This is a genomic window from Pontibacter pudoricolor, assembly GCF_010092985.1.
Lineage (GTDB): Bacteria > Bacteroidota > Bacteroidia > Cytophagales > Hymenobacteraceae > Pontibacter > Pontibacter pudoricolor.
In genome coordinates this window covers 1269294-1288623 of sequence record NZ_CP048106.1, presented here as the reverse complement: position 1 = coordinate 1288623, position 19330 = coordinate 1269294, and the positions used below count along the sequence as shown (strand labels likewise).

Here is a 19330-nt window from a genome sequence, read left to right as displayed (position 1 = left end):
TGGTGTAGCGCCTTATAGTTCTTTCTCTGCCTGTGTTTACCCTATTTCTCTACCTTTACTTTAATAAACACCGGAAAGTGATCCGAGAAACCACCAATATAGGTGGTTCCCGAATATGTAGTTCGCGGTGTGTTTTTGTATTTGCCAAACGTATACTTCAAAAATTCCGGATCATGAATCTCAGCGGAGCCCATCACGTATTCCAGCCCTTTGCTATCCAGTAACCCTTTCGATACGAGTACCTGGTCCAGCATCTTAAAGTCGCCGCGTTTGTAATAGCTGCCGAGCCCCTGCACATAGTTAATATAAAAGGTATTAAACAGTTCGTCTTTATAAAGCGGGTTTGGTCTTCCGTTTGCCTTTAAGGTTTGCTGTAAGATCTTAGACTTTGGCTCTTCATCAAAGTCACCCATCACTATAATGTTGGCATCCGGGTTAGTTTTAAGCTCAGCATTTATTTGTTGACGTAGTTTGGTAGCAGCAGCCTGCCGGTTGCGGTTACCCTGGCGTGTATTGCCATAGTTTGCTGGCCAGTGGTTCACAAATATAGTTACGGGCTCACCCGCCATCATGCCTTTCACCAGCAGTATGTCTTTGCCTTTAAAGTTGCGTTGCGGATAGTCTACTTTTACCACTTTCTGCAGTGTAGGCTTAAAACGTTTCGGGTTGTAAAGCAGTGCTACGTCCAGGCCCAGCGGGTCTTCCGACTCAAAATGAATGACCTGGTATTTCTTTTTCTTCAGTGGGGGAGTTTGTACCAGCTCGTCGAGCACTTTCCGGCTTTCAGCTTCTGTTATGCCCAATACGGCAGGTCCGTCTTTGCCTCCAATGGTAACTATAGCCTGTGCTAAATTCTTAAGCTTATGCTGGTAACGTTCGTCATCCCATTTCATGGTGCCGGTTGGCGTATAGTCCATATTCCGGGCATTTGCCTTGCTATCGTATAGTTTCTCCAGGTTATAGAAGCCAACAGCATACGTTTTGTCTGACTTAGATAAGATACCGGCACAGCCGGACAGGGTGATAAGGGTAAAAAGCGTAAAGAGAGTTTTTATTCCGTGGCGCATCGCGTAACTTTGTAGGTAATATATGTAATCAGGCATATTACGAGATTTAGATACTATAAAGTTTAAAAATTAAGAAAATGAAGAAGTCGGAAATATACTTTAGCATAGCTCTTGATGATCAGAAGATACCGGAAGCTATTAGCTGGCGTGCCACAGATGCGGGAGAAAAGATACATTTTGCAAAAGCCATCAACATTTCGCTTTGGGACAGAGACGAAGCCGGCACTATGAAAATAGACCTATGGACAAAAGACATGCCTGTAGATGAGATGAAATATTTTTACATTGATACTATAGGAGCGATGGCACAGAGCATTGCTACGGCCACCAGCGACTCCGTAATGGCTCAGAAGATGAAAGCGCTTTGCGAAGACCTGATGAACCACGTAGAAGCTGAACGCCAGAAGAGCAATCAATAGTATGTACATAAAAGAAAAGGGCCGCTATTGTTAGCGGCCCTTTTCTTTTATGAATTGGATACAGACTAGTTAATTGTATTTGATTCTGTGTTAGCGGTTGCGTTATTAGCCAACGACTTAGAATTGTCAGTTGTCTGTCCGGCACCTGCTACAAATTCTTTATCGAATTTGCTATAGTGCGGGCGATCACCGAAATAATCGTTGTACTGTACAGTGCTTAACACGTTTTCCAGTTTCACGTCACGCTCTGAGCAGATAGATTTGCATTTCTGCTCTATCAGTTCCTGGTTGCCTTTAAATTCAGCTTCTACGGCCATCATTTTTGCAACAACATCAAGATTTATTTCTCTTACCTTATTAGCCTGATAGTTATTAAGGCGTAATTCACGGATCATTTGGTCAGACAGGTTGGTTGCTCTGCTCTCTACAGTGATTGCTCTCTCATTTCCGTTTGCAGCAGCTGATAAAACGATACTTAAGCTGGCCAAAGTTGTTATCAATAATCTTTTCATAGTGCGTTTCTTTTCCTGTTTTACTTTTCCCTGTTGTCTTTCTATAAACCAAGCTGCGCCAAAAAAAATTCATTTTAAGCTGATTTATTTCTGATTGGTATAGTGCATTAACTATGCCAAAAAGGCCAGTCTTGTGAAGACCAGCCTTTTTTATTTACTTTATTCTATCTAATTATTACCAGTTGTTTTTCCACATCATAGATTCAACGGGAGCGATGGTGCGGTTATTATACTTTGCGTTCTCTTTCTTGTTATAGTAGTTCTCGATACCGCCGCTCACTTCAAAATAGATCAGCTGCCCGATTGGCATGCCGTGATACACACGTACAGGCTGCGTTACCGAAATCTCCAGTGTCCAGGTGTTGCAAAAGCCTACATCACCTTTACCAGCGGTAGCATGAATATCAATACCTAAACGACCAACGCTGGATTTACCTTCCAGGAAAGGTACATGTGCGTGTGTTTCGGTATACTCCAACGTTACACCCAAATAAAGTGTTTCAGGGCGAAGTACGATGCCTTCTTCCGGTATCTCAAAAACATCTATCTCGTTGTGCTTGCGTGCATCCAGAATCTCGTCGCGGTAAGTAGCCAGGTAGCGGCCTAAATGCACATCATAAGAGTTGGTGCCCAGGCTGGCGCGATTAAATGGCTCTATCAGGATAGTACCTTTTTCTATCTCTTTTAATATCTGGTTATCTGTTAAGATCATGGGAATGGCACGCGAATAAGTTGATTGTAAAAGTAATGAATTAAGGCTATATACACCAACATAAACTATAAAGCGGCAGCACCATTTTCAGGTACCACCGCTTTATTTTATAGTTGTAACTATAGTTTAGCCCTGAATTGCTTTCAGCGCATCATAGTTAGCTTTCACATATTCGTCTACTAATTCTGGTGTAATAGCTGTAGAAACAAACAGTGACTCGTACTGAGAAGGAGCGAGATAAATACCACGCTGCAGCATCTCGTTGAAGTAACGGCCAAATAAGGCAGTATCTGAAGTCTTGGCGCTATCGAAATCAGTAACAGGCTGATCTGTGAAGAAGATCGTGAACATGGAGCCGACCCTGTTTATAGTATAGTTCAGGCCAAGCTGCTGCATGTTGTTTTGCATGCCACTAATCATTCGTCCGGTAGTCTCGTCAAGCTGGGTATAAACCTGTGGGTTATCTTTCAGGTAATTCAGCATGGCCATACCGGCCGACATCGCAATTGGGTTACCAGATAGCGTACCTGCCTGGTAAACTGGTCCGGCTGGTGCAACGCAATCCATTATCTCTTTTTTGCCGCCATAAGCGCCAACTGGCATACCACCACCAATAATTTTACCAAGCGTAGTCATATCCGGCGTAACACCGAAAAGTTGCTGGGCACCACCCGGAGCCAGACGGAAACCTGTCATCACTTCGTCAAATATCAGCACAATGCCTTCTTTGGTACAAAGGTCGCGCAGACCCTGCAGGAACTCCTGAGATGGAAGTACCAGTCCCATATTTCCGGCTACGGGTTCTAATATAATTGCCGCTACCTGCCCTTTGTTGGCATCAACAAGTGTTTGTACGGCCTGGAGGTTATTGAATGGAGCTGTCAGGGTATCGTTGGCAACGCCTTTGGTTACGCCCGGGCTATCCGGAACGCCAAGTGTAATGGCGCCGCTACCGGCAGCTATCAAGAAAGAATCGCCGTGTCCGTGGTAACAGCCTTCAAATTTGATCATCTTATCGCGACCCGTATAGCCACGCGCCACACGAATGGCCGACATTGTAGCCTCTGTACCGGAGTTAACCATGCGTACCTTTTCGATACTTGGCACCATGCTGATGATCAGTTCTGCAATCTCGATCTCTTTGCGCGTAGGAGCACCAAATGACAAGGAGTTAGGGATGGCCTGCATTACAGCTTCCTGCACTAATTCCGCGGCATGGCCCAGAATCATAGGTCCCCAGGAATTGATGAATTCCATGTAACGGTTGCCATCCTCATCAAATAAGTAAGCGCCTTTGGCTGATTTTATAAAGCGCGGGTTGCCACCTACGGCTCGGAAAGCTCTTACAGGTGAGTTTACGCCGCCAGGTATAAAGTTTTGAGCTCTCTGAAACAGTTCTTCACTGATTGGTGCTGTCTTCATCGGGTATAGTTTTATAAGGTATAGTTAGTAAACAGCGTTTACAACTATAGGTTGAAGGTTTTCTAATTTAATGATCGGTACAAACTGATTGTCCGGGTGCAATTGGTTTTTTTCTGACCTGTTTGTGTAGCCAACCGCCGGGTAAAGCACCCCTGGTCTAATGCCTGTTTCCAGTAAGGCCTGTGCTAAGTTAGGTCCGTATTGTTGCAGCAAGGAGCCATAAAAATACAGCATCTCGAAACCCGCATACGCATAAACCGAAGGTGGAATATTGTAACGGCTAATGTAGCGCTCTCTGAAATTTTTAACAGCAGGAGAGGTTGCGTCTATAAACTTAGGACTGATAAAATAAACCTCCAGGTTATCGAGCTGGCGCAAGGTTATCTGGTTTATATTCAACCAGCTTTGGTATGTTATTAATGGTAATTGTGCCGCCGATGACTGTAGTTTGCTTGTTGTATTTACGGCAGCCGTCATCTTATCAGAGAAAACAGCCATGTGGCCTACATCTGTTAAAACCAGGTTTTTAAAGATAGTTGCTGTTGCCGTCGGCTGGTCTGAATTGATCTTTTTGTATGTTTTTACTTTACCGCCCAGTTTCTTAAAATGCTCCTTATAGTAATAAGCAAATGTGGTGTCGTCTTTTGATTTCTCGAAGAGGATAATTGCTGTTTTAGGGGAGAAGGTGTTATAAGCGTAAGCAGCGGCCTGCCGCGCCTGTGTGGCAACCGACGATTCGAAAAGGAAAACGTTGTTGTTCTGACCAGCGATCTCCACATCCTGCGATAGCGGATTAATTACCGGAATACCGGTTTCCTGTGCAAAACGATTTGCGATGCGGGCAGAACTTTTATAAACCGGTCCGATCAGCAGATCCATTTGCTTTACCTCTGGTAAACTTAAAATACGGTTTACAGCGGTAGTATCAGTTCCGGCATCATAAGTAAAAAGGTTTAGCTTGATGTTCTGCTCTTCCATTACATCCTGGGCGAGTTGCATACCGGCATACAGGTCGTTTACAAATTGGTTTTTGCGCACATTCTGGCCCAGATCCTGGTTCAGCTGGAAGGGCAGGAGCAAGGCAATATCAAAGCTTTGCTGGCGTTGTGCAGCATTAAGGTACCTGTTGCGATCCAGGTTGTGCTTGCTTACCAGGCGCTCTATAGTTGCCTTGTTTGCCGGGTTATACCAAACACTGATTAATTTATCGGCATAAGCCTGCGCCAGCACTTTATCGTTCGGGTAGCGTTGTACCAGTCGCTCAAACTCTTTTTTATCGGTCAGTTTTTGCAGGTAAAAGCGTTCCAGGCCTGCAGCTTCGTTAGCAAGTGGGGTAGAATACAGTTGCTGCAACTGCGTTAAAGCCTCGTCGTAATTGCCGCGTTCAAAAAGCACATTGGCTAGCAGGTAAGTAGCATCAGGCATCTGCCGCCAGTCAGGATGCTGCGCCTTTAACTGCTGCAGCATTTCCTGTGACTCTTTGTATTTCTTTCTTTTGAAAGCTGCTAGTGCATAAAAATATGAAGCTTCAGGAGCGTAGGGCGAGCTGGCTATAGTTAATGGCATAAATTCGGCCATTGCCTGTTCATAGCGCTGCTGCTGCAACAGAATTTTTCCGTTGCTATACGTTACCTCTTCGTTCTGCTGCGCAAAAGCCGGAGTAGCCAGTGTCAGCGATAACACAAAAAGTATACTCTTACAGAACTTGTTCTTCATATAGTTTTAATGTTGATTGTTAAATGGTTGAAGGTTGATTTTTTAACAATTAAACCATTCAACCTTCAACCACTAATTACTCCCACTCTATAGTTGCCGGTGGTTTGGAGCTGATATCGTAAACAACGCGGTTAACCCCTTTTACTTTGTTAATGATCTCATTGGATACATCGGCCAGGAACTCATACGGAAGACGGCTCCAGTCGGCGGTCATACCATCTATACTTGTTACAGCACGCAATGCAACTACATTTTCATAGGTACGCTCATCACCCATCACACCCACTGATTGAAGCGGGGTAAGTATAGCGCCGGCCTGCCAGACTTCATCATACAATCCTGATTTTTTCAGGTTACTGATAAAGATGTGGTCAACCTGCTGCAGCACATTTACTTTTTCAGGAGTGATATCGCCCATGATGCGGATTGCCAGACCAGGACCCGGGAACGGGTGACGGCCAAGTATAGCGTCATCAATCTTCAGTGTTTTACCTACCAGGCGCACTTCATCTTTAAATAAAGTTTTAAGCGGTTCCACCACTTTTAATTTCATAAAGTCTGGCAGGCCACCAACGTTGTGGTGCGATTTTATAGTTGCCGAAGGGCCTTTCACGCTCAGCGACTCGATCACATCCGGGTAAATAGTACCCTGCGCCAGCCACTTTACGTCTTCAATCTTATGGGCTTCTTCGTCGAAAACTTCAATGAACACGCGGCCAATTGCTTTGCGTTTTGCTTCCGGATCCGTTAAGCCGGCAAGTGCCGAATAGAACTTATCTTTCGCATTAACACCTTTTACATTCAGGCCCATGTGCTTGTAAGAGTCCAGTACGTTCTCGAACTCATCTTTGCGCAGCAGGCCGTTGTCTACAAATATGCAGTACAGGTTTTTGCCGATAGCATGATGAATCAGCATGGCAGCTACACTTGAATCTACGCCGCCGGATAAGCCAAGCACCACTTTATCATCGCCCAGCTGTTGTTTTAATTCTGCAACTGTGGCATCCACAAACTGCTCTGATGTCCAGTCCTGCTGGCACTCGCAGATGTGAACCACAAAGTTACGGAGCAGGGTTTTACCTTCGTCGGAGTGGGTTACTTCGGGGTGGAACTGAATGCCATAGGTTTCCTGGTCGCGCAACTTATAAGCGGCTACGCGCACTGTTTCCGTACTGGCAATTATCTCAAAATTATCCGGAACCTCTTTTATCGTATCGCCATGCGACATCCAGACTACAGAGCCCGGCGTGAGCTCTTTCATGAGGCGGTTGACGGTGTGTAGTTCGGAAATTCTTGCACGACCGTATTCCCTGATAGTAGACGGAGTTACTTCACCCTTGCTTTCATGCGCGATCAGCTGCGCACCATAGCAAACGCCCAGTAATGGCAATTTGCCCATGTACTGTGCAAGGTCTATAGTTGGGTGTTCGGCATCGCGTACAGAGCAGGGACTGCCTGACAGGATTATACCTTTAACATCGTCTGAGAGGGGAGGTACGTTATTGTACGGGTAAATCTCACAGTATACATTAAGCTCGCGAACCCTTCTGGCTATGAGTTGGGTATATTGGGAGCCAAAGTCGAGGATGAGAATTTTTTCTGGCATGCGCAAAGGTAAGGTGCTTTTATAGTAATTGCCAATTCTTTTGAAGATATGTGCTGGGTGGCTGAGGATTTCAGTAATTTCTTCGGTTGTTGTTTTAAAGTTATCGCCTGGAGCTATCGTTTTATTGCTGGCTTCTTAATCCACCCCTGCCCCTCCCGGGAGGGAAATTTCTGAGGTTGCTATAGTTTGAGTTATCGTGCTATAGTTACAGACCAGGATCGGACAGGTCGCGACCTGTCCCTACGGAATTACAACCACGATAAAGCGATGCAACTATAGTTTCTCAAGTAAACTATAGCTTAGCTATCGAGCTGCTCGCAGTCTTTGGGTTGAGCGCCTTTGATTTGTTGCGGTGCCGCAAGGCAACCCGAGGTACGAGGGTAGCAAGAAAGCAGCAGCGCGATGCCCGAAGACGGGGCTTCCCGGCCGTGAGGGCACCAAAGCCAACTATAGAACAATAGGTAAGTAGAGCTCCCAGGATCAGAAGTGGCTATGAAAGAAAGGCTTGGTTCAGGTTGCAACTATAGCAAACTATAGAACCCAGATTTCTCCTGACGTCGAAATGACAAAAGAGAAACGATAGCACATATAAGATACTTCACAACTGCGCTGGCTCTCTTCGACTCGCGTCTCAAGAATACTCGAAATGAAAAAAGAGCAAACTATAGAACACAGATGCCACCTTACATCGAATGACAAAATGAAAAGAACTAATAAGACAGTCAAATAACAGTAGATAGCGAATAAACCAGCTGACAACTTGTAAGTTATAGTCCATCAAACAAAATAAACCACATTTTATAGCACTACAATTTGCATTGAATAAGAAAATACGTACTTTTGTAACGGCAAATCGGCACGGCCAGCTCCTGCCAAATCCCCCAGGACCGGAAGGTAGCAAGGGTAGGCGGTCGAAGCGGCGCGATGTTGGTTTGCCACTTTTTTTTGTCCATACCCCAAGGCACACACGCTGCCACTCAAAAAAAACTGCTTTCTTTCCGGTTTCAGGATTTATAGTTTAGCTTTGTAACTATAATCATCCCATCTATTATGAAATTCTTTATCGATACTGCAAACCTGCAGGAAATTCAGGAAGCACACGATCTTGGTGTGCTGGACGGTGTAACAACTAACCCATCGCTGATGGCGAAAGAAGGTATCTTTGGCCATGATAACGTGATGGCCCACTACAAGAAAATTTGTGAAATTGTAGATGGCGATATCAGTGCGGAAGTAATCGCGACAGATTACGAGACCATCATAAAAGAAGGCGAATTCTTAGCTGAACTGCATCCGAATATCGTGGTTAAGGTGCCAATGATCCGTGATGGTGTGAAAGCGATCCGTTATTTCAGCGAAAAAGGCATTAAAACAAACTGTACGCTTGTATTCTCAGCTGGCCAGGCGATACTTGCCGCTAAAGCTGGTGCAACATATGTATCTCCGTTTGTTGGTCGTTTAGATGACGTGTCTACAGATGGTATGCAGCTGATCGAACAGATTGTGCAGATCTATGGCAACTATGGCTATCAGACACAGGTTCTTGCTGCTTCTGTGCGCCACGTAATGCACCTGGTGCAGTGCGCTGAACTTGGTGCCGATGTAGTTACCTGCCCGCTAAACGTGATCACAAGCCTGCTGAACCACCCACTGACTGATATCGGGCTGGCAAAATTCCTGTCTGACCACGCAAAAGGAAATAAATAAGTATTAATGAGTAGTGATTAATGACTAATAAGACTCACGGGTTTTATTAGTCATTAATCATTACTAATTACTCATTCCAAAGAAATGTACATCATCAAGGTAAAAGGCAAAGCTAAAATTCCGGATTACATACAGTTGCGCGATAGTAATTTCGTGTTGATTGCTTATTTCCGGGCCGACCGCCCACTTAAAAACCTGGACCGTTACGGGCTGGAAGGGAAAGAAGATGCGCTTGCCGCTTTGATAGAGTCGTTAGAATTTGGTAAACTGCAGAAATTAGAGATTTAAGTACCCATGAGCTTTTCTTCTTCACCCGTAGTATCCTTGCGCGATGTAGCTGTTTACCAGGACAGCAATACCATATTAAGTGGCGTAAGCTTCGATATTGAAAAAGGCGAATTTGTGTACCTGGTTGGGCGCACAGGCAGCGGAAAAAGCTCTTTACTTAAAACACTATACGCCGACCTGCCTTTACTTACAGGTTCAGCTTCTATATCTGATTTTAATTTAACCAAACTCCCGCGTAAGAAAGTCCCTTTTCTGCGCCGCCGTATCGGTATTATTTTCCAGGATTTCCAGTTATTGTTTGACAGAACAGTGGCAGAGAACCTGAGCTTTGTATTGCGCGCTACTGGTTGGAAAGATAAAAGCAAAATAAAACAGCGAATTTCCGAAGTATTGATGCGTGTTGGGCTGGATGCAGCCGCTAACAAAATGCCGCACCAACTATCGGGCGGTGAGCAGCAGCGTATAGTTGTAGCCAGAGCTCTGTTAAATGAGCCTGTAATATTAATTGCCGATGAGCCAACCGGTAACCTTGACCCAATTGTGGCTGATGGCATTATGCAGCTTTTTTTAGAAATAAATAACAGCGGAACGGCTGTGCTGATGGCTACCCACAACTACGAGATCATCAACCGTTACCCAAAACGCGTTCTGAAGTGTGAGAGTGGAAAAGTGCTTGATTCGAACAAGGAGACCTTCGCATTTACTACTGCCAGCTACTAAGCTATAGTTTAGAGTTCAATAGTTTGGTGAGCCAACTATAGTTTTGTTACAGGCTTATTCAGGTTCCTGTTTATAGGTAATTTCTGCCTATGAATTTCGCCAGCCTGAATCAGCCAAACTATAAACCTGTATACGTCTTCAATAACTTTCTTACCCACACATTCATTTCCGGGTAAACTTTGAAGCCTAATGCCAGTGCTGCGTAAACTATAGTTATAACCGAAGAGCGTACTATAATATCCAGGTAAACATTACCCATATACGGGATTAGGTAGGACACACCCAGAGCAATTAAAGCAATTATAGTTATGCCCAGTGAGCTCCAGGCAAAAGGCTGCATTTTATAAGCCCACAGCACAAAGAACATCCGCAGCAAATTAATGAACACTAGCGATAACATAGTTGCAAAGGCGGCGCCGTTCATGCCGTAAAGCGGAATAAAGATAGAGTTGGTCCAGATGGTAAGACCAGCTAAAACGATGTTGAATAACAGGTCCCAGCGGTATTTGTCAGAAGTAGCCAGTATTATTCCGTTTATTCCGGTTGCTAAATCTACCAGGCGGGCTATTGCCAGGGCCAGCACCACGTATTTACCTGCACTATAGGTAGCCGGCATAAAAGAGTACAGGTTATCCAGGTTGGCCCAGATGCCAATGAACAGCAACAGGCCAATGATAAGATTGATGAGTGTTATCTGTTTGTAAAATTTAGCCAGCCCAGGCATATTCTTATCTTTCCAGAACTCAGCCACCTGCGGAAATGCGATCTTAAAAATGGCCAGCGCAGGCGTAACAATAGCACTGGTCATAAAGAAGGAAGTTGTATAGATAGCGTTGTCGCTAAGGCTTATAGCACTGATCATTACCTGGTCTATGGACTTGATGATAGTAACCGAAATGTTACCCATAAACGTGAATAGTCCGAAGAACAGCATCTCCCTGAAAGGAATTATACTGGCAGCTGTTGCGAAAGACGGCTTTAAATAAAACTGCTTCAGCCACATGGTGTACAAAATAAGCACCAGTGCAATAGCCGAGTTTGCAGCTACATACAGCAACACAAACATCTCAAAGTTCATCCAACCGAAACTATACCCCAGCAGCAACACCAAAATCAGAAACCTCGACAGGAAATCTTTTACAAAAGAGGAAACTATAGTTTTGAAAAGCGACCGCAGGTAAGCCGTAAACAGGTTAAACAGCAATGTGAAGAATGCCAGCGGAATAATGTAATAATAGTAATCGAGCAGGAGTGAGGAATTTTCCTGGTAATAGTCGTAGATGACGGGCTTAAAGATTATGAAAAGTGCAGTTATTAGGCCAAAGCCAAACATGGGCACCGAAAGCAGCACAAACAAAAAACCATGGTGTTGTTTTTCTTTGTTCCGGAAATACGGGAAGTACCGCACGCTCATGTTCACGAACCCAAGCGCGGAGAACTGGGCAAACATCTCAGCTATAGTTAACATCAGGCGCGTTAAACCAACCTGTTCCTCGTCGAGAATGTTCGGGAAAAGATAAAGTGTGTTTACGAACCCGATCGCGATACCGGCATACGAGATAATGGTGTTCCAGATACCCTCGCGCTGTAATTGTCTACTCATTGGCTAAAGTCAGGGAGCAAAGGTAAAGGTTTTAAGGAATTGTAGTACAACTATAGCCTAGCCGTTAATTTAATCCTGGCCAACAATAAAATTCTTTTAAGTACTGAAGTGCCAGCTCCCCGCTTTTACCATCAAATTCGGTTCCTACTGTAGCGTTATAATACTTAGCCCGCTGAAACACATCAGGTTTATCCTGTAGATGCTCTTGTAATAAAGCGCTCAGACCCTCATAGTCAACACAGGCATCAACCAGGCCGTGTGCTGTAAAGCCATAGTAATCGTGCAGGTTTTCCTGCGGGTTCATGTTATAAAATATCGACCAGACATTTAGCAAAACAGCTTCCAGGTGAATGCCTGAGTTTCCACTTATCTGCACATCAATCCGGCGGAGGTAGTCGAAAGTTGACTCGGTGCGCCCATCAGAGAAACTGATGTTTGGGCTTATGGTTGCGATAGCTATATAGTTGCGTTTGTCGCGCGGGTGGGGGCGAAGGATGAAGTTTATAGTCGGGAAATCAGTTGTAAGCCGGCGCAGCAGTTTTTCTATTTCCGAAAGTTCGTCCATCAGGTTACAGCCAATGCCTATTGTCCGGATCTGCTTACTTGTATTCCTGAATGGGGTATAAGCGTCAGCTTTGGGCATCCCAATTAACTCTACTTTACCTTCTATAGGGCCGCATAGTTTGTACTTATCCAGTGCATCCTGCCCTTCCAGCAGATTCAGATCAAATTGCAGCGGTGGAAATAAAGGACTGATACTAGCATGCTGAATATAAGCTGTTTTGATGCCTAAAGCTTTTGCGGCAAGCAACATGGCACGCGCATCGGGGTTATGGTCGTTTGCAAAAACTATAGCTGCCGGTTTATACTTACGGAGCTTCTGAAGGTATACTTCATAAAACCCTGTAGCATCAAAAAGCACATCGTAAAACCGTAGGGTACTTTCTTTTTTCCGCTTCAGAAACTCAACATAAAGCGGCAGAAATTTATAGTAGTAAAGCACTTTTTTACGAAGCGACAGGCGGTTAACTATAGCGTTATATTTGCCAGTATTTTTACTTTGGCCCGCAACAAAAACAGCATCCGGAAAACCAGCTTCTATAAATTTCAGACTGTCGTAATTATTCTGGCTTACTACGTACAACCAAACTTTACCGTGCAGCTTTTCTGGTTGCTCCACCTGCTTAAACACATTGCCTATCAGCCTTACCAAACTATAGCCAACCACCTTCAAAAATCGCTTTATGGGTTGGGTAGGAGATACGGCGTTCCTGGCACTCTCAGGCAAATTGTAAAAGCCTTCCGAAAAGTGCAGGTATAATATGTTGTTATAGAGGGCAAACCATTTGTTCATGGGCTATACCATGTCCCAGGTTAAGGGTGTTCCGGCTTTGATATCGGTGGCAGCAGGTTTCCCCAGCAACTCATCGTAGTATTTTGGCGCCAGGCCCAAACCCGGCCGAATCACGCGAATATTTTCCTTAGTCAGTACATCCCCGGCTTTAATATCTTTTGCAGCATATACCGAGCGCTTGAAAAGGCGGCTTTTTTCTTCGGCTTTCTGCACACCATATTGCACATGTCCTATTGCAAGCCAGGCTCTTTCCGATTCCACAACCAGCATGTTGAGTTCCTCGGGTTCCAGCGAAAAAGCTGAATCCACGCCACCATCGGCACGTCGCAATGTAAAGTGTTTCTCGATAACGGTAGCCCCCAACGCCACAGCAGCCACAGCTGCGCCCACACCCATAGTATGGTCTGAAAGACCCACTTGCACCCCATATAGCTCGCGCATGTGCGGTATAGTCCGCAGGTTCGTGTTTTCGGGGGTAGAGGGGTAGGTGCTTGTGCATTTCAGCAAAATAAGCTCCTGGCATCCGGCTTGGCGTAAAACCTGTACGGCTTCAGCCACTTCCTGAACGGTAGCCGCGCCGGTGCTCATAATAACGGGCTTGCCCGTAGCGGCCACTTTACGAAGCAACGGATGGTCCGTATTCTCAAACGATGCGATCTTGTAGACCGGCGCTTCTAATTCCTCCAGAAAATCAACGGCAGTTTCATCAAAGGGCGATGAAAAGGCGAGCATACCAAGTTCTTTTGCGCGGTCAAAAATAGGCTGGTGCCATTCCCAGGGTGTGTAGGCTTCCTTATAAAGATCATATAGTTCGCGGCCTTTCCATAACGAGTTTTCGTCCACTATGGTAAAAGCGCCGGGCAAGGTCATGGTGTCGGCTGTGTAAGTTTGCAGCTTTATGGCATCGGCTCCGGCCTGTGCGGCTGCATCCACAATAGCCAGCGCCCGCTCCAGCGACTGGTTATGGTTGCCCGACATTTCGGCGATAATAAATGGCTTATAGTTTGGCCCAACCATGCGGCCGGCTATGTTTATATCGTTGATCATGATCTTTTATAATTGTATTATTTAAGGCAACTGCAGCACAAACCGATGTGCATCCGGGTGCTTCTTGTCTGGCGTGCCGTATGCAAAACCAGCTTTCTCAAATGCCCTCACCGAAGCTATATTATCCTGTTGCACAAGACCAACTATAGTTTTTATAATCTGAGCTTCGCGCTTCAGTTTGCTGATGCCTTTCTGTAAAATGGTATGTCCCAGACCTCTGCCTCTAAATCCCTTGCTGATCAGGTAGCTTATAGTTGCTGTATCACCGTTCATATCATACCGGATCTGGGCAGCAGGTGTGCCGTTTACTTCTGCAATATAAAACTTACAGTTGGCATCTTCCAGTTTTGTCTTGTACCAGCGGGTATGGTTTTCAATGAGTATTGGCTCCGGGTTAAAGGAATGCTGGCGTACTTCAGGATCGTTATTCCAGTCAAATACCAGTTGCAGGTCAACTATAGTTGCGTTGCGAAGCGTAAGGTTTGTAATCTGGCTTAGCTGCCGGAAAACCTGTCGTAAACGTTCGTCACTGTTGCCATCGAAATACTGTCGCTGTAAAGCTACTTGCACTTCAAACTGAGTTAAAAAATTCTGCTTCAGTGCTTCAGAAGTATAAACTTGTGCAATTCCGGTTTCAGTCAGGAACTTGTATAAGCCTGCCTGATTAGCAGCTGTTTGTTTTACGAAGAGTACACCACCCACGGCTGCATATTCATACGCTACGCCACTTGCTGATGTAATGGCTATGGCACAGCGTTCCATCAGCTTTTGCATGTCTGCAGCGCTCAGATTCTGGTGTAGCTTATAGTTTTTATGAGTTGAAAGCCAATCCTGTAGTTCCGGTAAATGCTTGTAGGCGCTGCCAACAACAACCTGTATAGTTGCACCCGTCAGTTTATCAGCCAATTCTCTGGCAATGTGTAACGTATGATTGTCGGGATCGGCTCCACCAAGGTTTAGCAAGATGTTCAACTGGCCATTTGGGAATTCTCTTACAGTTTTTGATGCCTTTAAAAAAGGCGCTCGCAGTAAAGCGTACTCAGGACCTGGCAGTAATTTTGTATAAGGTGCAGTTCTATAGTTTGAAGCTTCTACGCCGCCCGCCTGGTTCAGCACTACATCTGCAACAAAAGGGTAAGCGTGTAAATCATCAAGGCATACCAATACCGCATCGCGAGATTTTATAGTTTGCTGGTATTCCGATCCGAAGTTGTAACCATCCAGCACCACAATCTCTTCTTCCGAAATATAAGCTGCCAGTTCATAGCTAAAGCGTTCTTCCGATGGAGCGCAGACAGGTAAAGTTATAAGGCCGTGGCAGGTCTGAAGTATCTGCTCTTTTAATGCCTCGTCAGGTTCCTGAATTGCAAACACACATTCGAATTCGTCGCGCAACATGGCAGCCAGCGCCAGGGATCGTACCACATGGCCCAAACCAATGCGGCTGTTACCATCTGCTCTGAAAATGATGCGGCGGTTTGTCTTCATCCGTTTTATAATTTACCTAAGACTCTGGTAAAACCTGCCTTCTGTAACAGTTGTTTTGCTTGCTGCATCTCATCCGCTTCATCAGCAAATGCAGTACGTTGTTTGTTTCCGGCATTTACTTCCTTCAACCAAGGGTTCTGTTGTAGTATTTCTATCAGTTCGTCAAACCCAAAAAGCGGATCTGTTGCATATAGTTTTTCGTACAGCAACGACGCCAACGCATAATCCGAAGGGTAATCCACAGTCAGGCGCAGCGGCTTTAACGGAGAATCGAAAGGTAGCGTAAGCTTTTTAAACCCTGCTTCTCTCCTGATATATGGTGTAACATGCTCCCTGTCTGCCTGCTCGGTAGCCTGATTTGCAGCCTGCTTTAATGCTGAATAAGAGATAACTTCTATGTTTGTACCCAGTGGCAGGCCTTCGGTAATGGTATAATCTGCACTTTCCTGAATATGCTGCTGTACCGCTTTATTGATAGTTTCAGGGGAGATGAACGGGTTGTCGGCAGTCAGCCGTACAATTATATCCAGGTTATAGTTTGTAGCCGCTTTTATAAACCGATCCAGCACGTCCTGTTCGTTGCCTCTGAAACAAAGTATAGACTGGATGTTGCAAAAACGCTCGATGGCGTCATCAGCTTCATTCTCGGTAGTGGCAACTATAACTTCATTAACTATAGTAGCCGCTCTAGCTCTATTTAGTACATGCTGCAACAGTGCAGGACCACCACTAAAAGGCAGGGGCAACATGGCCTTGTTTGGTAACCGCTCTGACCCAAGCCGTGCCTGGATGATTGCCCCAACTCTTACCATGCTGTCCAGCCTCCGTCTATTATCATATTTTGCCCGGTCATAAAAGCCGATGCGTCAGATGCCAGGTACACGAAAGCGCCTTTCAGATCCTCTGGTTTACCAATGCGGTTCAATGGGTTTTTTTGTTCTAACTGTGATACAAATTTCTTGTCCAGCTGCACACCTTCACTCGGGAACGGGCCGGGCGTAACAGCATTGACTGTAATACCATATTTGCCCAAATAACAGGCAAAATAGCGCATAAGCTGAAGTACACCGGCTTTAGCTGCTCCATAATGAGGAGGATTCAAATAAGCAGGGCTCTCTTCGTATATGCTGAAATCCGGGGAAACTATGCCATACATCGATGCCACATTAATAATTCGTCCGCCATTTTTCTTTAAGTACGGCACTACTTCCCGGATACAGCGGTATACACTATTCAGGTTTCCGTCGATGCCATAGGCCCATTCCTCATCTGTCAGCGCCTCCGGGTTCTGGCCTTTTGAGTAAAAAGCATTATTTACCAGTATATCTATCGTTCCGGCTTGTTGGTGTATAGTTTCAAATGCCTCTTTTACGCTTTGTGTATCCGCAACATCGCAGTATTGGAATTTGATAACCGGAGTGTCTCCCGTGAAGGCATCATTGAATTTATCCTGGCTTCGGCCTAGTACATAAACTATAGCTCCGGCTTCAGCCAGCCCATTGGTAATAGCAGTGCCCAGATGCCCGTAGCCACCTGTTACAAGCGCTACTTTACCTTCCAGCGAAAACAGTTGGTTTATAGTTTTATTCATTGTGCAGGCCACTTATAGGGTAATATGATGTCTTCATTATCTTCTTTAAGTGATTGTAATCCGGCCATCAGTTCTTCAGGCAGTTCCATATGGCAGTAGCTGATATTTTCCTGTAATGTCTGCAAACTTTCAACTCCAATCACCACATTGGAAATATCATTATTTGCGAATACAAAACCCAGGCATACAGCTCCGACCGGAAGGTTAAAATCTGCTGCCAGCCGGTGTAATTTCTTTATTTTATCTGCAACTGGCGCGAGGTATTCGGGTAAATGGTCCGGTTCCATAAAATACAAACCTTGCAGGTAAACCGACCTCACATGCGTCTCAATTCCCCTACTCTTCAACTCAGGAAGTAAATGTTCAAACCGCCTGTCGAAAATGCTGTAAGGCAGTTGTATGATATCTATCAAAGCATTTCGATGAAGAAGTTCATCAGCCTCGGAAGGATGGTAGAGCGATATTCCGGCCTTTTGTATTTTTCCTGCTGCTTTTAAGTCCTGTAGCTGATCCAGAATTTTCGGGTTACTGCTGAATGAGTTATAACTATGTAGCAAGTAACCATACAACGTCTCAACTCCTAATTGCTTTAAGGTTGCTTCAAACGCCTCTCTTATAGTTAGCTCCGGTCGGTTTGGCGGATACTTGGATATGATCCTGAATTGTGAGCCTGTTTCGTTAATGGCCTGGTTTATAGTTAGTTCACTATTGCCATAAGCTGTAGCAGTATCTAAAGTAGTTATACCAGTACGTTCGGCCTCAGTCAGGATATTTTTTACTTCAGGTAATTGCAGTTGCCCGTGTTGGTTGCTAATGCCATAGTTCAGCCCAAACTGAGCCGTACCCAACACCAATTTGGCAATATTTTTAGCACCAGCTTCGTTCACTATCCAACAAACTCCTTCACTTTCTCAATCACAAATTCCTGTTCTTCAGCTGTTAAGCTCGGGTACATGGGTAAGCTCAGGCATTGGCTATAGTATAGTTCAGCTTCAGGATAGTCACCTTTTTTAAAACCTTGGCTGCGGTAATACGGCATGGTGTGTGCCGGAATATAGTGCACCTGAGCAAAAATATTGTGAGTGCGCAGAAAATCGTAAAGCCCTTTACGGTCAGCTACTTTTATCACGTACAGATGGTAAGCATGGCCGGTTTCGCCGTCTGTATTCAGCGCTTCCAGGGAAGTCTGTAATACTTCAATCCCATCCACATCAGCAAAAGCGGCATCATATATTTTGGCAATACCTCTGCGTCGGGCCAGGCCGGCATCAGCACGCTTCAGCTGCGATACGCCCAGGGCACACAGCATATCCGGAATTCTATAGTTGTAACCCAGCTCCTGCATCTCCATGTACCAGCCGCCGTGGTTTTCTTCAAGCAGTTGCGGGTCGCGGGTAATGCCGTGGGTACGATATAGCAGTAATTTCTGGTAAAGCGCTTCGTCGTTAGTCGTAATCATTCCCCCTTCGCCGGTTGCTATGTGTTTTACCGGGTGGAAAGAGAAGATGGCCAAATCGGCATAGTTGCCGTTGCCGCAAAGCTGCTTTTCCCCCTTACTGTCTATAAAATATCCGCCCGGTGCATGGCAGGCGTCCTCAATAATCCATAATCCGTACTCGTCTGCCAGCTTCCTGAACTCTTCCAGGTTCACGGTATTGCCTGCAAAATCTACGGGTATGATGCCGGTATAGTAACCTTTTGGTTTGCTCTCTAAAAGTGCTCGTACTTTCTTAATATCCAACAGTGCAGTAGCCGGGTCTATGTCTGCAAATTCTATAGTTCCGCCACAGTAGCGCACGCAGTTAGCTGAAGCCACAAAGGTTATTGGGGTTGTAATCACCCTGGATGCTTCATTAACGCCTAAAGCCATCGCGCATAAGTGGAGTGCTGCCGTACCGTTGCTCACTGCTACGGCATAGCTGGCTCCAACATAACTGGCAAAAGCCTGCTCAAACTCCGCTACTTTTGGTCCCTGGGTCAGGAAATCAGATTGCAGCGTTTCTATTACCGCATCAATATCGTCCTGGGTGATGTGCTGCCTGCCGTACGGAATGGAATTCATGTTCTTAATGAATAAT

At 45.2% G+C, this 19330-nt stretch carries 18 protein-coding genes and 1 other RNA gene; 5 read left to right on the top strand and 14 right to left on the bottom strand.

The window, feature by feature from the left end; all coding sequences use genetic code 11:
* Positions 1 to 41 precede the first annotated feature (41 nt).
* Complete coding sequence (locus tag GSQ66_RS05565) at positions 42 to 1103, bottom strand: endonuclease/exonuclease/phosphatase family protein (RefSeq protein ID WP_162426555.1); 1062 nt, start codon at positions 1101 to 1103, stop codon at positions 42 to 44.
* Positions 1104 to 1144: 41 nt separating this feature from the next.
* On the opposite strand from GSQ66_RS05565, the gene gldC reads away from it, so the two are divergent.
* Positions 1145 to 1486: a gliding motility protein GldC gene (gldC, locus tag GSQ66_RS05560; RefSeq protein WP_162426554.1), complete on the top strand. Its 342-nt coding sequence runs from the start codon at positions 1145 to 1147 to the stop codon at positions 1484 to 1486.
* Between the two features lie 65 nt (positions 1487 to 1551).
* Here gldC and GSQ66_RS05555 read toward each other — a convergent pair whose 3' ends face one another.
* The 5 genes from GSQ66_RS05555 to guaA form a co-directional block, all read right to left on the bottom strand.
* On the bottom strand, positions 1552 to 1998 hold the full coding sequence (locus GSQ66_RS05555) for a hypothetical protein (RefSeq protein ID WP_162426553.1): 447 nt from the start codon (positions 1996 to 1998) through the stop codon (positions 1552 to 1554).
* Positions 1999 to 2173: 175 nt separating this feature from the next.
* A complete protein-coding gene (gene dcd / locus GSQ66_RS05550) occupies positions 2174 to 2710 on the bottom strand; it encodes a dCTP deaminase (RefSeq protein ID WP_162426552.1) in 537 nt (178 codons plus the stop codon).
* Between the two features lie 126 nt (positions 2711 to 2836).
* Positions 2837 to 4132, bottom strand: a complete 1296-nt coding sequence (hemL, locus tag GSQ66_RS05545; protein WP_162426551.1) for a glutamate-1-semialdehyde 2,1-aminomutase — start codon at positions 4130 to 4132, stop codon at positions 2837 to 2839.
* 24 nt (positions 4133 to 4156) lie between these two features.
* Entirely contained in the window at positions 4157 to 5848 is a 1692-nt protein-coding gene (locus GSQ66_RS05540) for an ABC transporter substrate-binding protein (protein ID WP_162426550.1), read from the bottom strand.
* Positions 5849 to 5924: 76 nt separating this feature from the next.
* Positions 5925 to 7454: a glutamine-hydrolyzing GMP synthase gene (gene guaA / locus GSQ66_RS05535; protein ID WP_162426549.1), complete on the bottom strand. Its 1530-nt coding sequence runs from the start codon at positions 7452 to 7454 to the stop codon at positions 5925 to 5927.
* An 845-nt stretch (positions 7455 to 8299) separates the two neighbouring features.
* Between guaA and ffs the strand changes: the two genes are divergently transcribed.
* The 4 genes from ffs to GSQ66_RS05515 all read left to right on the top strand — a co-directional run bounded on the left by ffs (position 8300) and on the right by GSQ66_RS05515 (position 10169).
* An RNA gene (gene ffs, locus GSQ66_RS05530) (signal recognition particle sRNA small type) lies at positions 8300 to 8396 on the top strand.
* A gap of 108 nt (positions 8397 to 8504) precedes the next feature.
* Positions 8505 to 9161, top strand: a complete 657-nt coding sequence (gene fsa / locus GSQ66_RS05525; protein WP_162426548.1) for a fructose-6-phosphate aldolase — start codon at positions 8505 to 8507, stop codon at positions 9159 to 9161.
* An 84-nt stretch (positions 9162 to 9245) separates the two neighbouring features.
* Positions 9246 to 9449: a fructose-6-phosphate aldolase gene (locus GSQ66_RS05520; RefSeq protein ID WP_162345577.1), complete on the top strand. Its 204-nt coding sequence runs from the start codon at positions 9246 to 9248 to the stop codon at positions 9447 to 9449.
* 6 nt (positions 9450 to 9455) lie between these two features.
* The gene (locus tag GSQ66_RS05515) at positions 9456 to 10169 is read left to right on the top strand and encodes a cell division ATP-binding protein FtsE (protein ID WP_162426547.1); all 714 of its coding nucleotides are present in this window, start codon (positions 9456 to 9458) and stop codon (positions 10167 to 10169) included.
* Positions 10170 to 10287: 118 nt separating this feature from the next.
* On the opposite strand, the gene GSQ66_RS05510 is transcribed toward GSQ66_RS05515, so the two are convergent.
* From GSQ66_RS05510 to pseC, 8 genes are all read right to left on the bottom strand, one after another.
* On the bottom strand, positions 10288 to 11772 hold the full coding sequence (locus GSQ66_RS05510) for an oligosaccharide flippase family protein (RefSeq protein WP_162426546.1): 1485 nt from the start codon (positions 11770 to 11772) through the stop codon (positions 10288 to 10290).
* Between the two features lie 64 nt (positions 11773 to 11836).
* On the bottom strand, positions 11837 to 13126 hold the full coding sequence (locus GSQ66_RS05505) for a hypothetical protein (RefSeq protein WP_162426545.1): 1290 nt from the start codon (positions 13124 to 13126) through the stop codon (positions 11837 to 11839).
* 3 nt (positions 13127 to 13129) lie between these two features.
* Positions 13130 to 14173 (bottom strand): pseudaminic acid synthase, encoded by a 1044-nt coding sequence (gene pseI, locus GSQ66_RS05500; protein WP_162426544.1) that lies wholly within the window; start codon positions 14171 to 14173, stop codon positions 13130 to 13132.
* A 21-nt stretch (positions 14174 to 14194) separates the two neighbouring features.
* A complete protein-coding gene (pseG, locus tag GSQ66_RS05495) occupies positions 14195 to 15661 on the bottom strand; it encodes a UDP-2,4-diacetamido-2,4,6-trideoxy-beta-L-altropyranose hydrolase (RefSeq protein ID WP_162426543.1) in 1467 nt (488 codons plus the stop codon).
* Between the two features lie 5 nt (positions 15662 to 15666).
* Positions 15667 to 16473 carry a cytidylyltransferase domain-containing protein gene (locus tag GSQ66_RS05490; RefSeq protein ID WP_162426542.1) on the bottom strand — a complete coding sequence of 269 codons (807 nt, stop codon included), beginning with the start codon at positions 16471 to 16473 and terminating at the stop codon, positions 15667 to 15669.
* A complete protein-coding gene (locus tag GSQ66_RS05485; protein ID WP_162426541.1) occupies positions 16467 to 17252 on the bottom strand; it encodes an SDR family NAD(P)-dependent oxidoreductase in 786 nt (261 codons plus the stop codon). Before GSQ66_RS05485 ends, GSQ66_RS05490 begins: the two co-directional genes overlap by 7 nt.
* Positions 17249 to 18139, bottom strand: coding sequence for an aldo/keto reductase (locus GSQ66_RS05480; RefSeq protein ID WP_162426540.1), 891 nt, complete (start codon positions 18137 to 18139; stop codon positions 17249 to 17251). The genes GSQ66_RS05485 and GSQ66_RS05480 overlap by 4 nt, the downstream gene beginning before the upstream one ends.
* Positions 18139 to 19314 carry a UDP-4-amino-4,6-dideoxy-N-acetyl-beta-L-altrosamine transaminase gene (gene pseC, locus GSQ66_RS05475; RefSeq protein ID WP_162426539.1) on the bottom strand — a complete coding sequence of 392 codons (1176 nt, stop codon included), beginning with the start codon at positions 19312 to 19314 and terminating at the stop codon, positions 18139 to 18141. Before pseC ends, GSQ66_RS05480 begins: the two co-directional genes overlap by 1 nt.
* Positions 19315 to 19330: the final 16 nt, after the last annotated feature.